The 15,323-nt window shown below is 58.7% G+C and carries 10 protein-coding genes and 1 tRNA gene; 1 reads left to right on the top strand and 10 read right to left on the bottom strand.

What is annotated here, in order from left to right; genetic code table 11:
• Positions 1-5: 5 nt before the first annotated feature.
• The 4 genes from NBH12_RS10265 to NBH12_RS10250 all read right to left on the bottom strand — a co-directional run bounded on the left by NBH12_RS10265 (position 6) and on the right by NBH12_RS10250 (position 8,124).
• The gene (locus NBH12_RS10265; RefSeq protein WP_021648863.1) at positions 6-1,025 is read right to left on the bottom strand and encodes an NAD(P)/FAD-dependent oxidoreductase; all 1,020 of its coding nucleotides are present in this window, start codon (positions 1,023-1,025) and stop codon (positions 6-8) included.
• A 201-nt stretch (positions 1,026-1,226) separates the two neighbouring features.
• Positions 1,227-5,006 (bottom strand): murein biosynthesis integral membrane protein MurJ, encoded by a 3,780-nt coding sequence (murJ, locus tag NBH12_RS10260; protein WP_250819456.1) that lies wholly within the window; start codon positions 5,004-5,006, stop codon positions 1,227-1,229.
• Positions 5,003-7,072, bottom strand: a complete 2,070-nt coding sequence (locus NBH12_RS10255; protein ID WP_003833069.1) for a DUF6049 family protein — start codon at positions 7,070-7,072, stop codon at positions 5,003-5,005. The genes murJ and NBH12_RS10255 overlap by 4 nt, the downstream gene beginning before the upstream one ends.
• Before the next feature lie 80 nt (positions 7,073-7,152).
• Positions 7,153-8,124, bottom strand: coding sequence for an NUDIX hydrolase (locus NBH12_RS10250; RefSeq protein ID WP_014484443.1), 972 nt, complete (start codon positions 8,122-8,124; stop codon positions 7,153-7,155).
• Positions 8,125-8,210: 86 nt separating this feature from the next.
• Here NBH12_RS10250 and NBH12_RS10245 point away from each other — a divergent pair, with 86 nt between their 5' ends.
• Entirely contained in the window at positions 8,211-9,629 is a 1,419-nt protein-coding gene (locus NBH12_RS10245) for a CCA tRNA nucleotidyltransferase (RefSeq protein ID WP_052789025.1), read from the top strand.
• A 128-nt stretch (positions 9,630-9,757) separates the two neighbouring features.
• Here NBH12_RS10245 and NBH12_RS10240 read toward each other — a convergent pair whose 3' ends face one another.
• The 6 genes from NBH12_RS10240 to NBH12_RS10215 form a co-directional block, all read right to left on the bottom strand.
• Positions 9,758-10,387 (bottom strand): LytR C-terminal domain-containing protein, encoded by a 630-nt coding sequence (locus tag NBH12_RS10240; protein ID WP_014484442.1) that lies wholly within the window; start codon positions 10,385-10,387, stop codon positions 9,758-9,760.
• 45 nt (positions 10,388-10,432) lie between these two features.
• Positions 10,433-11,380 carry a 4-(cytidine 5'-diphospho)-2-C-methyl-D-erythritol kinase gene (locus NBH12_RS10235; RefSeq protein ID WP_003827850.1) on the bottom strand — a complete coding sequence of 316 codons (948 nt, stop codon included), beginning with the start codon at positions 11,378-11,380 and terminating at the stop codon, positions 10,433-10,435.
• Complete coding sequence (gene rsmA, locus NBH12_RS10230; RefSeq protein ID WP_250819455.1) at positions 11,377-12,306, bottom strand: 16S rRNA (adenine(1518)-N(6)/adenine(1519)-N(6))-dimethyltransferase RsmA; 930 nt, start codon at positions 12,304-12,306, stop codon at positions 11,377-11,379. The genes NBH12_RS10235 and rsmA overlap by 4 nt, the downstream gene beginning before the upstream one ends.
• A 20-nt stretch (positions 12,307-12,326) precedes the next feature.
• A complete protein-coding gene (locus NBH12_RS10225; RefSeq protein WP_025332548.1) occupies positions 12,327-13,817 on the bottom strand; it encodes an aggregation-promoting factor C-terminal-like domain-containing protein in 1,491 nt (496 codons plus the stop codon).
• A gap of 316 nt (positions 13,818-14,133) precedes the next feature.
• Positions 14,134-14,207: transfer RNA gene (locus tag NBH12_RS10220), tRNA-Thr, on the bottom strand.
• A gap of 132 nt (positions 14,208-14,339) precedes the next feature.
• On the bottom strand, positions 14,340-15,317 hold the full coding sequence (locus NBH12_RS10215) for a DsbA family protein (RefSeq protein WP_025301510.1): 978 nt from the start codon (positions 15,315-15,317) through the stop codon (positions 14,340-14,342).
• Positions 15,318-15,323 lie beyond the last annotated feature (6 nt).

Raw genomic sequence — 15,323 nt, 5'->3', positions numbered from 1 at the left:
ACCAACTATGCGGTCAGATACTGCTGGGCATCCAATGCGGCGCGGCAACCCATGCCCGCTGCGCTAATGGCTTGACGGTAGGTGCGATCCACGCAATCACCGGCGGCAAAAACGCCAGGGGCGCTGGTGTGTGTACCGGCTTCTGCAACCGTGATGTATCCATCATCATCAGTGCTGACCACATCGGCAATGAACTCGGTAGCCGGGGTATGACCGATGGCCACGAATACCGCACTGGTATCCAAAGTCCCAGTCTCACCGGTTGCCGTATTACGAATATCAATGCTGCTCACGTTTTGGGGAGCCGTGGCCGCGGGCAGCTTCAGGCCGCCAATGGTAATGGCCGGGGAGGCGGGCTTTGCTGCCGAGGCGCTTCCGTGGATGGCGGTAACCACGGTATTGGTCAGCAAGGTCAACTTGGGATTCGACTGTGCGCGGTTCACCATGATCTGGGAGGCGCGGAACGAATCACGACGATGAATCAGCGTGACTGATGAGCCAAATCTGGTCAGGAACAGTGCTTCTTCAAACGCCGAATCACCGCCGCCGACCACCACAATGGGCTTGTCCTTAAAGAAGAAACCGTCACAAGTGGCGCAGTACGACACTCCATGACCGGAAAGTTCGCGTTCGCCAGGTACGCCAAGCTTACGAAAATTCGAGCCAGTGGCCACAATAATGGCACGAGATTCCAACACCGAGCCGTCAGATAGGCTCAGTCGGTACCGGGGCTGCGGTGCGTCAGCGGCATCTGCGGCTTCCACCTGTTCCACGGATTCGACATCATCGGCAATGAACTGCGTGCCGAATTTCTCAGCCTGATCGCGCATGCGATCCATCAAATCAGGACCCATAATGCCATCAGGGAAACCAGGGAAATTCTCCACTTCCGTGGTGTTCACCAGCTGCCCGCCCGGGGCCAGAGCGCCGGTGACCAGTACAGGATTCAATCCGGCGCGACCAAGGTAGATGGCCGCTGTGTATCCAGCGGGACCTGAGCCGATGATGATGACGTTATGTTCCATATGATTCCCCTCCGTCTGTTATGAAGTGCAGTGCTCACTCCAATAATTAGACACAGTGTCTATTATGTAGTCTGCAGCCGACTGCCGTCGGTAGCGGCAGGCAGCACGTTATGTGGCGCAATGGCATTCAGCATACGTCATCCGAAAGCCAATAGACACCTCTATGCCAACAGCGTGACGTTGCCGGCATAGTCGCGACTTTTAGAAGACTTCAACCTTCTGAATGTACAGCTGGTTCTGCGGCAGGCTATCCAGCGGCACCCACAGAACCAGATCCTGTGTGTTGACGACCTTATCGAACTTCACCTCAGTGGTACCGCCCTCGGCGAATACAAACTCGGCCACCTGTTCGCCTTGGGTCGGATCCTCCGTGGTATTGGCACGGACATAGCCCTTGCCGCCAGATGTGCGGATGGTGATATTCATGCGGTACACATCATGAGGCTGGTCAAGATGGACGTGGTAGCCGTAACCGGACTGCCCGGCAGGGTTAGACAGGAAGTTCCCGCTGGCCACCGTAAAGGCGGTGTTGTTCTCGTGACGCGGCTTGGGCACCGACTGGGAGTCCTTATCCTCGGTGACCTTCTTGGGCTTCGTCTCCGTCTCTGTCTTGGTTTCGGTCTTCTCCTGAGATGAAGACGTAGAGGAATCCTTGGACGAGGAAGTGCCATCTTCCTCACCGAACGGCACATCATCCACATTGACATCCGGCCAATTGCCTTCCGAATTCTCAGAAGAGTTCGCCGCATCTGCAGGGTTTTCCCCACTGCGCTGCAACGCATGCATGGCCCAGAACGCTGCGGCAACCACCACAATCACGGCCACGATAATGGCAACAACCTTGGTGGTCATCGATCCGAAAAGCGTCTCGTCTGGCAGAGCATCATCCTCATTGCCAGTGGGATGATCCTTCGGGATAAAGCTCGGCGGCACGGACTGGACTTCCGCCGCACGTGCCTGCTCTTCCTCCAGCGCGCGCTGCGACTCCTCACCAGGGCGGATTTCACGGCCGGAAGCATCAAAAATCGGAATACGGCTGGTGGTCTCAGCAGCGGTGGGTTCAGGCACGCCGGCCGCGGTGGGAATCGGCACGGTCAGCCGGGAGTTACCGGTCGAGTTGGTCGGAGCCAGTCGGTTGTACCAGTCTCCGGTGTCTTCGCCGGAGAGGTTCTCCTTTTCCCAGGCTTGCGAGAAATTGAAGTCGAAAATGCTATGAGCATCTGCCTGACCATTGGTGCCGGATTCAGCACCAGCGGCCACTGCAGGTGCCGCGATGGACAGTGAAGGCAGCTGCTGGCTGGTGACAATGTCATCAGGAATCGGAACGATGTCGGCCTCGTCCGTAGGGCGCAGCTGCACCTTGACGATGGAGGATTCGCCGTCAGTGGTCGGCAGGGCGATGTCAGTGCTCGACAGCGCAGTCAGAGGCTTCCAATCACCCAACAGTGCGTCCAGTTCGGCCAGTGAGGCCATCGGCATGACCTGCTCGCCTTCATCGGCCAATGCCAGGCCACGCTTGCAAATAACACGGAACTCGCTTGGAATATCCTGCCCAAGCAGATGCAGATCGAATTGCGGATCTACCTGGCTGGTCGTGTTGGTGAGCAGTGCATATAGCAACGCAGCAAGCTGACGCACGGCATGACGCTCGGCGCCATCATCGTTTGCCGGATCGGTGCCGGACATATCTGCCAGAATCGGAGCGAACGGAGCATCGGAAATCTCGATGCCGGAGGCAGTGAGACGCACGGTATCAGTGGTCAGCATGGCAGTGCCGGCGGTACTGGTCAGCATGGGGCGGATGGCCTGAACGGTTTCGCCAAGAATGGAGCGCATGGCGTCGTAGCTCAGTATGTCGCCGGTGGCACTGGCACGGTAATCGGCCACAGACAGGCCACTGTCCATTGCGGTGACGGCAATGAGCACATCGGACTGTACGCGGTACTTCAGCACCGGCACATAGTGCTCGGGGCGGGTGGCCGCAAGCTCGCCGGCAATGGTGTTGACCGTGTCCAATGCCTTGCGATTGGACACTAGGAACAGCTGGCAATCCTTTGCCAGCACACGATCATTGGCCTGCCAAGCCTCGAGGCCGGGTTCCTTACGCAACGAAGACACCAAGGTGTAGCGGTTAAGGATAGTATCTCCCAATTGCGGTTTCATCTGCTCGTCAGGCTCCATGTGATCGGCATTCGTCATCGCTGACATTCTAGCCGTGGGACTGGCCTGAATGCCATCGGCCTCAGGCATGATGCTCGCAGCAGTATCAGCATTATTATTGTCTTCTTCAGATTGCGGTTCGTCAACGGATGTGTTGGCGGGTTTTCGCCTGAAACGGGCGGTTATCGAGTGGACGGCATCGGTCAGTTGTGTGGCGCGCAGTGCCCAGAGCACGCCGATATACACCACGGCCAGCACGAGAGTCAGTACGATGCAGATTCCCAATGCGGACAGCCAGCTCATCTGGCCGCCGGTCTCTTGGATGGAGGCACCGAAGAGGTCTGCAACAGGGGTTTTCGCCAGCCAGACCACAACGCCGCCGATTATGGCCGCTGCCAACGCCTTGCCGTATGTCTGCACAACCGGCTTGCCTTCCAGGCTGCCGCCGAATCGTTTGCGCAGCATAAACAGCATGAACGGCAGCGCCAATAGCACACCGGCGGATACGGAACAGGCAATACCCACGATCCACCGATTCGGCGGAAGCACCAGCATGCCGACAATCATGAGTGCCGTGGTGAAGCCGTATTGCAATACCGCGGCGAGGAACGGGTGCAGGCCGTCCTCAAAGGCATAGAAAGTACGTTGAATCAACAGGAACGCCGATATGGCGGGGATGCCGCAAGACAGCGGAATCAGGGCGTAGGCGATGAGCACGGTCTCATTCATCGAGACCGAAGGCAGCAGCGCACGAATGATTGGTTCAGGGTAGACCACCAGCGCCGTGGCAAAGAACAGCACCAGCAGCCCCACGTTGCACAGCGCGTTGCCCAGCTGCTGACGTGCCGCATGGAAGTCCTGCGCTGCTATCGACCGCGAGATGAGGGGGAATACGGCGGTGGAGACGGATACCGCAATCAGCGAATACGGCAGGATGTACAGGGTGAAGGCGTTTTGGTAGGTGGCGTTACCGGCAACGTCGTACAGACTGGCTCCGGTGAGCTCATGCGCACGCTGTGGGGCCAGCGTGGCGATTCGGGTCAGCACGATATCCGAAATCTGAGTAATCGCCACCACACCCAGCGATCCCAGCGCCACTGGTCCCATTGCCTTGAGACCAAAGCCGGTCAAGCCAAAACTGGGACGGTATTTGAAGCCCAGGCGAATCAACGGCACGAACAGGATCAGTGCCTGAAAAGCCACGCCGAGCGTCCATGTACCTGCGGTAAGCGCGACTTTGCCCGAGGTCCAGAAATCAAGCGGCTGTTCGTTGGCCTTGCCGAACAACATGATGAATGCGGTGAATCCGGCGCAGCTGATGACATTGGCTCCGGTGGAACTCCACGCATAGGATGCGAAATGATCTTTGGCAGCCAGAATCTGACCAAGCACCGTGTATAGGCCGTAGAAGAACACCTGCGGCATGCACCAGAGCGTGAACGCAGTGGTCAGGGCAATCATCTCATGATTGCTGCTGCCCACGTACAGACGCGCCAGCAGCGGTGTGGCTGCGGCCATCACCACGGTGACGGCCAGCAGAATGCCGATGGCCAGAGTAATCAGTCGGTTCAGTCGCTCCTGAGCGTCCTTCTCCTTCAACGTGCGCACGATTTGCGGCACCAGCACGGCATTGAAAATACCGCCGGACACCAGTGTGAACACGGTTTGCGGAATCATCGCACCGGCCTGATAGGCATTGGCCGCCAGACCGGTAGTGCCGATGGCTGCCGCCAGCAAAATAGTGCGGATTTGGCCGGTCACGCGAGAAGCCGCGGTACCGGAGGCCATAATCAGGGAATTGCGGCCTACGGTAGAACTCATTCGTCAGGATCCTTCTTACGGTTGAACTGGCGCCATAAACCAACGAGGCCCAGCAGTACTGCAAAACCAATGATGACGAAACCACTGGCATCGCTGATGCGCAGCACACTGGTGATGGTGGTGTCCTGTGTGTTGCCGAAGGCGGTGTTGTGCCGATCGGCCAACGACACATGTGCGACGGTGGTGCCGGAAGTGGACACACGGATGGTGAAGGTCACCTGAGCCTCACTACGTGCGGGAATCACAACATCATTGGAACGGGAGGTCACGATTTGCATGGAATCGGTAATCGAATTGACCTTGACGCTGACGGCGTAAGGCAGCTTATTGCTTACTGTCACCGGCATCTGGGCCGATTCGCTGAATACCGATACCGATTCGGATGGGGTGATGTACACGCTGCCCAACACCGTATCGGCGAACGTCCGGTTGGCTTTGGCTATCTGGCTCTGATACTCGGCATCGCTGGAGCCGGCGAACGCATGCAGAGCGATGTCGTCATGCGCGTTCAACAGCGTGCTCACCCATTGTGCGGGATCATTGGTGTGGCTGGCGGTTGAACTGGCATCTTGACGGGCAAGTGCCTGCGGGTTCAACGATGAGACATCGTCTTCATCAAGACCCTTCTTCAGTATGGAAGTGGCGAGCCGCAGGATGTCCTTACGACTTGAAGAAAGCTGTTCCAGGGTGGCACGGGTTTGGGAGACGTCGGCGGCATTGGAGTCGTCCTGGTTCACCTCGCTGCTGACGCTGTATGGGTCGGCAGCGGCCATAGTGTTCAGATCAGTCAGATTCAGCCACGATGCCTGTTCCATAGCGCTCATGACCTGATTGATCCATGACGCGCTGCTATTCCTGGAGAAGGTCATCAGCAGGTTTCGGGTGGCATACGGCTGTTCCATTTGATAGAACGCGCTTTGTGCGAGCATTCTGGCCAGCCTGCCCGCATCGCTGGCTTCGGCCGTTGCCCGTGCGCTGGTAGCTTCGCCATGCGCCAACGTGCCGAGTTCCGACTGTTCCTTGAGCACGGTGATGTCTCCGGCGGAGGTATTGACCACATAGGTGCCGGTATGCACGGTGTCGGTTTGCTCACCGTCAAACGTGGAATCCGCAATAACGGCGGTATATCCCTGAGCGCGGGCCTTGGTCAGGGCGTCCAGGCTCCACGTGCCGGATCCCTGCCAGGCATAGGTGGCAGTCGGCGTGACGGTGGATTTGGCCACAGCATACAACGTCTGCGCCTGTTCGGCGTTCCATGCTTCGTCGGCGATGCCGGCTCTGGTATAGGCATCGGCATCATTCAGCGCCGCATACGCCGTGACATCAAAATCACCGGGTTGCATGACTCCCGCGACGGCAGGTCTGGTATCGGAGGGGAGTTCCTGGAAATACAACGGATCGGCCACCACTTGCAGGCTATGGTGTTTGGCCAAGGTCTGGTTGAGTTCCTTGACCGTGGTGGTTTCCTGCTGGTTCACCGATAACACCGGCTCTGCGGATGCATTCTCATCTTCGGAGACAAGGCCGGACAGCGCGGAGGAATCAACCTGCCAGTCAGTGGTGGTCAGCGGCATCGCCACGGTGAGGTTCATCGCCGGAGTCTGCGCGGTGTCGAGCCCGTCAGGAGAACGGGTCAGGAAGCTGGGGAGCATGGTTGGCGGCTGGTTTCCGGCGCTGTACGACAACTGCAGGGGCTTGGGACCCCAGCTGCGCATACTCTGCAGAGCCTGCTGGTCGGCCGCCACGTCGAGGGTGACGGTTGCAGTGTTGCCCGGCGTGATTTCAGGAACATCAATGCTGCCGAGCACATCCGGGGTGGGAATGGCGGTATCGCCTTCCGCCCATTTCTGCATATCAGTGCGTGAGACGAATGTGAACCGTGAATTTGTGCTGAGAATCAGTGACCCCGCCGGTGCCGTATCCGATGAGGCATTGGTAATCGCTACCGTGATATGGAATCCGGAAGAAGCGGTGACTATGGGCGTACTCTGCTCGATGGCGATGGTCTGACCGGCCTGATCATCAGGCGAATCATCGGCATATGCGGTCAGTGGGGCGGCCAGCATCGCCGTGATGACAAGAATGGCCGCAAACGCGCGTACGAATCGTCCACCATGGCGTGAGCGGCATAAGACTGCGGGTAGGTTCACTCGTTTGCCTGCCTGTTCTTCTTTCTGGCGTATAGCCACGCGATTTTGCGCTCGTTGGGGTAGCTCAGCACGTCGTCCAAATCATCGAACCGCACCCAGATGGCGTCTTCGGCTTCATGATCCGGATCGCCTTCCACGGTGAGCTCACCGCCGGTCTGCCGCAAGGCATAGTGATGCACCAGCTTGTGCACGCGCTGCGTGGTTCCGGTGAACCAGTAGTCGATGGTGGCGATGGAATCGATGACCTCGCCCAAAATGCCGGTTTCCTCGTGCACTTCACGCACGGCGGTCTGCTGTGGAGTCTCGCCCTTCTCGATATGCCCCTTGGGCAGGCACCATTCCAGATGGCCGGAACGAGAATGACGGGCGATGATGGCCACGCGATTCTGATCGTCGAAGATCAGTCCGCCAGCCGAATATTCGCGTACCACCGGTAGTTCCTGTGCATCCAGGGACGCAAACGTGGTGGGGCCGTCGGAAGTGCGGCGTTGCGGCATCATAGCCGGTGTCGGGCCAGCGGGAGTCGGTGTTGTGTCGGCGGCGCGTCGGCCGAATACGGTGGCCGGCGTCGGCCCGGTTTGGGCATGAATGGGCTGCGATGGTTCCTGATGAATCGGAGCGGGTGATGTCTCGGTTTCGATGCTGCTCTGCGCGATCGATTCGGTTTCGGCCTCGCTGTCAATGCCGTCGGCTTGCCCCTCGATGGTTTCGCTTGAGGTGGCGATGGTAACCGTGGCATGCATGCCAAACACGGTTGCCGGCGTCGGCATGGAACGTTCGGTTTTATCAGTGTGGTCAGCCGGCTGCGTGTCAGTGCCGGCTACGTTGTCCATAGTGTCGTCGGATTGCGCGGAATCGGCGGAATTCTGCGGCGTCTGAGACGTATACAGCAGCTGGTCTTGGGTATGGTTGTCCGTCGAATCGGGTGTTTGCCCAAGCATGCGGGCAAGATCGGCGGGCGTAATCATATTCTCCACCTTACTCAACCCCGTGTGCAGGTGGGGTAACGGTATGCTGGTAAGGCAGAAAAATGTCACATACGGGAAGGTGCCCATTGGATTTCGAAGTGTGGCCCGAGGCCATCGAACTCGGTCGACTGTTTGCCGAACAGGGTTATGAGCTGGCATTGGTCGGCGGCCCGGTCCGCGATCTGCTCCTGCACCGCAAGAGCCACGATCTGGACTTTTGCTCATCCGCGCGCCCGGAACAGTTCGAGCCCATTCTGCGCCGTTGGGGGCATGACGGTTTTTGGGATATGGGCCGCAAGTTCGGTACGTTGGGTGCCATGCGCCGGCGTGCGGACGGCACCGAGGTCAAGGTTGAGGTGACCACCTATCGGTCGGATACCTACGATCCGGATTCGCGCAAGCCTGAAGTCAATTATGGCGACACGCTTGAAGGTGACCTCTCACGCCGCGACTTCACCGTCAACGCCATGGCCCTGCGTGTGCCCGATCTGGAATTCGTTGATCCGTTCGGCGGTGCCAGCGATTTGGCCAAAGGCGTGCTGCGTACTCCTGTTGATCCGAGCCAGTCATTCGATGATGATCCTCTGCGTATGATGCGTGCGGTCCGATTCGTGGCTCAGCTGGGCTTTTCCATTGCTCCCGATGCTGCGGAGGCGATTTCCTCGATGCGCGATCGCATTGAGATTGTATCCGCCGAGCGCGTACGTGATGAACTGACTAAGATGCTGTTGTCTGACCGCCCTCGCGCAGGGCTGGAAGCACTGGTCGAATCAGGTCTGGCGGATATCGTGTTCCCCGAGATTCCGGCGTTGCAGTTGCAGATTGACGAGCATCATCGGCACAAAGATGTCTTTGAGCACACGATGATCGTGCTTGAACGGGCCATCGCTCTGGAAACCGGCCCGGATGGCCCGGTGCCCGCTCCTGACCTCACGTTGCGTCTGGCCGCAGTGATGCATGATATCGGCAAGCCGAAGACCCGACGTTTCGAGCCGGGAGGCAAGGTGAGCTTCCATCATCATGATGCGGTGGGTGCCAAAATGACCCGCAAGCGTTTGAAGGCTCTGCGATTCGATCATCATCTGGTGGAGGACGTCTCGGAACTGGTGAACCTGCACCTGCGTTTCCACGGGTACGTGGATGAGCCGTGGACCGATTCTGCCGTGCGCCGTTATGTCAAGGATGCCGGGCATTTGTATGAGCGTCTAAACCGACTCACTCGCGCGGATGCCACTACGCAGAACAAGCGCAAGGCGATGGTGTTCTCCCAGGCGATGGATGAGATGGAGGCGCGTGTTCGCGAGCTCAAGAAGAAAGAGGATTTCGACGCCATTCGCCCTGATGTGGACGGCAACGAGATTATGGAACTCTTGGGTCTGGAGCCCGGACCGATGATTGGCCGCGCCTACAAGCATATGCTGGAATACCGTCTGGATAACGGCCCGGTGGATCACGATGTTGCCGTGGCCGAACTCATGCGCTGGTACGCCGAGATAGAGGCGTAATGCATAAATGAGAGCTCCCGCTGGTGGGAGCTGGCTCACGGAGTGAGACTGAGGGTGGTCAACATATGTTATATAAACCACCCTCAGTCACTTCGTGACAGCTCCCGCCAGCGGGAGCCAAAGTGGGATTACTGCGCCGGGTAAGCGGTGTGCTGCGTATCGGCGGGAAGATTCGTCATCTTATCGGCGGCCACGCACCCCGTGAAATCAGTGATTTTCTTGCCTTCCTGCGGGGATGACTTCTCATCTTTCAGATCGTTGAAGGTAGCGCCGAGCACCACGTCGATAAGCTGGTCCTCGCGGGCGTTCATCACCATGGCGGCATCGGTGAAGTTGCCGGCCACAGTGTAGGCCTGATTAATGGCGTTCTTGCCAAAGTAGATAGTGGTGCGTTCGACGTTGGTGCTGGAGTAGTTGGTTGCCTCCTGCATCACGAAACCGCGGGCTTCCAGTGCCTTGCTGACCGCTGCGGCAAATTGGCTATGCTCGGTGCCGTTCATCACACGCACGCCGACAGTTCCATTGGCCACGTACGTTGCCTTGCCATCATCGCCCTTGACAGCGCAGGGAGCGGCATTGCCGTAGTTTGGCGCGGTGGCCGGTGTGTTAATCTGCCCCAGGCCGAACACATGGAAATTAAAGAGAATGGCAACCACCAGAATGGCTGCAAGCACTACGCCACTGATGGAGAACACGATGGTCTGGCGGTGGCGTACATATGTCTTGCGTGCCTGCCGTTCATCAATTTGCTGCGTCATCGTTAGACTTCCTTCATGATCATGTGGCTTGTTGCTACATTAGCGTTACTGGCTGACTCCGATAATGGGGTGCGCTGGTGCACTGGCCTTGATAATGCGGTCGACCATACCGCCGTTGCGCCAGGCGTCGATAATGCGCTGCGCTGTGGTGCTGTCCGGTACGAAAGCCACCACCGACGGCCCGGAACCGGAGACGAATGCATGACGGGCACCGGCGTTCACAGCGGCGTCAATGGCCTGACCACTGCGCGGATGCAGACTGATGGCCGCCGCCTGCAGATGATTGCGATCGTCATTGCCGGGACCGACCGCATCAAACGTGTGATACACCTCGGGAGTGCTGAGCTGCGACTGATACGCGCCGACCAGTACCTCTCCGGCATATCCTTGGCCGATGAGATTGCGTTCTGCGGCACTGCCTGCATCAATGACCTCGATGCGTTCGCCGAATCCGGTGCCGTGCGCGAACCCGCCGGACAGACAGAATGGCATATCAGCGCCCAGTGTGGCGGCAATGGTACGCAGGCGTTCCATTGGCCAGTGTAATTCCCATAGCTGATTGACGGCCAGTATGGTTGCGGCCGCGTCTGCCGAGCCGCCGCCGAGACCGGCGCCTACGGGGATGCGTTTGGTGATGGTCAATGCCACATCGGAATCGCGGCCGGCCGCCTGGGCCATGGCGAATAATGCCAGGACCGCGTGGTTGCGGCGCATGTCGCTGCTGGATGAGGCCAAATCGCCCAGATGCGCGCCTTCGAGTTCCAGCGAGAAGCCGGCTCCCGGATGTTTGGCGGTGGCGGTAATGGTGTCATATACCCCGATGGCACAGTAGATGGTGTCCAGTTCGTGACGACCGCCCCATTCATCGTGCGTCGGGCCGACCTCCAGGGTGAGGTTGGTCTTGGCCGGGCAATCCACGCGCACGGTCAGTGCTGCCGGCTCATCCAATTGATCGTCATAAGCGGGGCGTTGACGGACGGCTACCGGAATCATTGCTCCACCTCGTCAGTGGTAGGCGTGGCATGTGATGTGGATTGAACCGCTGCCGCCAATGCCGCAAATTCGGTGACCGTCAGCGTTTCACCGCGTCGGGTCGGGTCAATGCCCGCCGCTGCGAACGCTTCGGCGGGAACAATGGTTTTCAGCGCGGCATGCAAGGTCTTGCGGCGCTGCCCGAAAGCGGCATCGATGAGGCGGAATACCAGTTCACGGTCCGCGGAGGACTTGCCGTGGGAAGGTGCCTGCGTATCATCTGCGGCGTATCTGGTGAACTTCACCAGTGCGGAATCCACGTTCGGTGCCGGCCAGAACACATTGCGCCCAATAGCGCCCACTCGTTCGGCAGTGCCGTACCATGCAAGTTTCACGCTTGGGGTGCCATAGATCTTCGAGCCGGGCTTGGCGGCCAGCCGGTCGGCCACCTCTTTCTGCACCATCACCAGGAAAGATCCGAGGCTATCGAAGCGTTCAAGCAGGGTGAGCAGAATCGGCGTGGCCACGTTGTACGGCAGGTTGGCCACCAAGGTGAAGCTGGTATCGCCGTTGAAATCAGGCACATTATCCGGGGTGACTGTCAGCGCATCCCGATTGACGACGGTCAGGCGATCGGCGGCTTCGGGCATGAACTCGGCTACGGTGCGGGGCAGGCGTTCAGCCAGTGGCGGGTCGATTTCCACGGCGGTCATCGTGGCACCGGTTTCCAGAATCGCCAACGTCAATGAACCGAGGCCCGGACCCACCTCCATGACATGATCATTGGTCGTGACATCCGCTTCGCGCACGATACGACGCACAGTGCCGGGGTCAATAACAAAATTCTGGCCGAATTTTTTGGTCGGACTGATGCCGGCCTCGGCTGCGATGCGGCGAATATCGGCCGCACCCAGTAGATGGCCAGTGGTGGAGGTGTTGTTGCTCATCAGTGCTTCCTTGTGTCCGATTAATACCAGCCGGTTTGTTCCGAATGCTGCCAGGCTACGGACGGGCTGCCGTAGCGTTGGGCGATGTACCACAAGCCCCAATCGATTTGCACGGCGGCATCATCGCGATAGTTGGCGCCGAATGCGGCCATTTTGCTGGCCGGCAGCGACTGCGGTATGCCGTAGGCGCCGGATGACTTATTTTCCTTGTACCAGAGCCAGCTGGATTCACGGTTCCACAGTTTGACCAGGCAAGTCCAGTCGTTGCCGGTCCAGCCGCGCTGGGCTGCGGCGCCGGCTGCATAGGATTGCGCCTGAGCCACGGTAGGATGCCAAAGACGGCCCGATGGAGCCGGATCAGGAGTGGGAGTCGATGGCGAGCTATTGTCGCTTCCGGTGTTCTCATTTTGAGAGTTATCGGTACTGCCTGTGTTGCCGCCGGTATTACCGGTATTGCCACTGGTATTGCCCGTGTTGCCCGTACCGCTGTCGTTCTTATTGTCAGTAGTACCGGTGTTCTCGGGCTTGTTGGGCTTATTGGTATCGGTGGGTTTGCTGGATTCGTTGGACGAATTATCTGCGGAATCATTTGGCTTATTGGATCCGGAATTGCCCTGATTGTTGTCAGTGCTGCCGGAATCGGTGGTGGATGATTCAGCCTTCGCTGGACCGATGGCGATGATCTGGTCAACGGCCATCGTGGTGACGTTCTCGGATTGTAGTGTTTCCGATTCGGCAACGCCATCTACATAGGTGACGTTATAGATCTGCGTCTTCTCGCCGTTTTGCCCTTGCTGGCGGATCTCGGACTGCCCCGGCGCCAGATTAGGGTCGATGACGGTCTGTGTGGAGAACGGTACGACCACGGTGCGGTTTTCCACGCCATGCGTCACGCGCTGCACGCGCAGAATGGTCTCATCGCCGTTCTTTTCCACGCTGATGCGATCCTCTTTGCCCAGCGTGATGCCTTTGGAATCCAGAATGGATGCAGCCGGCAGTTTGCCATTGGGGGCTTCGGAAGTCTTACCGTCCGCGATGACGGTGACCGGGCCGGATTGGTTGATGACCAGACCGCCGGTGAGCTGGTTGTACACGTTATTGATATTGACCGTGATTTTGGCGGCGTTGGCGTTGTTCTCCTCAAAGAAGCCGAGCAACTGGTCTGCGCTGGTGGCCACGGTCCAGAATGGTACGGAAGTGCCGTCAATGGTGATGGTGGTTTGGTATGCGGAACGCACGGTGACCACGGCATGATCGGCAAGCTGATTGCCGGACGAGGTCTCGACGATGTCATGGGTTTTCACGTCGATGCCCTGCTCCTCGAGCAGGCGGGATGCGGTCATAGCGTAGGTGGTGACCTGGGTGGTCTGGCCATTGATGTTTAGGGCCACGGATTTTTTTGCGGTGAATGCAAACGAGCCGACCATCGCCACGGTGAGTGCCGTAGCACAGGCAATTACGCGGATGCGACGCAGTGTAACAAACCGCTGCGGGGTCCAACGCCGTGCCATAGATGTTCCTCTTCCTTACTGCTGACAACTACGCCACCCATCGTAACGGCTGGTCTGGTTTGCATGGCTTATTCGTTCGGCACTATCACCATTCCTGCTCGGTTGCAGGACGGCAGAGAAAAGAAAAAAAGGGGGGGCGGGAGAGAAGGGGATGTTCCCGCCCCCTTTAAGGCGCGGAGCTAGTTGGGGGACGCTCCGCCCTCATTCCAGGAAGCCCATAGTTGGGGGGAAGGCTCCTGGAGCACTTACCCAAGGTAAGAATGATGTGCGTAGAAAAAACTACGTATACCCATAATACGCTTTTTCCTGCGCGACGAGCCTCTTGTCGGGATCGAACCGACGACCTGCCGCTTACAAGGCGGCCGCTCTGGCCATCTGAGCTAAAGAGGCATAATCCCAACGTGCATAAGCAGTGTTGCGAACAAATGACTAGTATACCGGTAGTTCCCGAGTGGTCAATTCGGGCGGAGCCGTGAGCGGCCCGGTCGACGCCGGTCCTAGGGCATCGACCGGGCCGGTGCATCAGGAAGCCACTGAAATCGGCTTGCCGTCCGCGCCGATTGAAGGCATCTTGCCTTCCGCGCCCACCTGGTCGGCGTCCAATCCGATGGACTTGAGGAATCCGTCCACCATGCTGGTATCCGCCAACGTGAGCTGCTTCAGATCCCAGTATTCACCGTTGATGGTCAGGGTGGGGGAGGAGAAGGCGCCGGAGCTGTTGAACAGTTCGGGGCGCAGGATCGTGTAGTTGTTGGAGGCGGTGAGCCAGTCGAGGTATTCGTTCTTGCCGCTGAACGCCGCGGCGGCCACATCCTCGCTCACGCCGGCCTTGACGGCCTGCTTCTCCAGCTTGGCGTTGCTTACCGGCTCGTAATTGGACAATTCGCCCGGCTGGAAATCCTCAGCGTAGATGTTGGAGAGGTAGCTCATGAGGTGGTCGGGATCGTCATCATGCTCGGCAATGTAGATGGCACCGTTGAACGCGCGGTTGGAGTAGTTGTCGGAGCTCTTGTTGTCCTGGAAATTGAGGAAGTGCAAATCGATGTTGAGCTGGCCGGCGTTCATCAGCTTGACGAGCGTTTGATCGAGCTGGCGGTTCACCGAGGCGCAGCCGGGGCACAGCGGTTCCATATAGATGGATATGGTGGGAGCCCCCTCGGCCTTCTGGCCATACCCTTTGTTGGAGATTACGAAGCCGGCCTTGTCGTCGGCGTTAGCCGGCTGGGTGCTGACTTTCTTGAGCTTGCTGTAGGCCTCGTCCACGGTCATGTTGCTTTGTTGGCTACTGCTGCTGGTGTTGGACGGCTGCATGGCCTTGTATACGGCGAATCCAGCGATGGCCACCAGCACCACGATAATGGCCACCACAATGCAGCCGATGATGGTCTGCTGCTTACGCTCCTTGGCTGCCTGTTCGGCCTGCGCCTGCTGGGCCGCCGCCTCGGCCGCACGTCGCTCGGCGCGGGTGGCGCGCTTAGCCTGACGCTTCGGATCTGACATGGATCT

It is taken from the genome of Bifidobacterium sp. M3-N-101, from assembly GCF_023656805.1.
GTDB classification, from domain to species: domain Bacteria; phylum Actinomycetota; class Actinomycetes; order Actinomycetales; family Bifidobacteriaceae; genus Bifidobacterium; species Bifidobacterium breve.
This window is presented reverse-complemented; position numbering and strand designations above follow the sequence as displayed.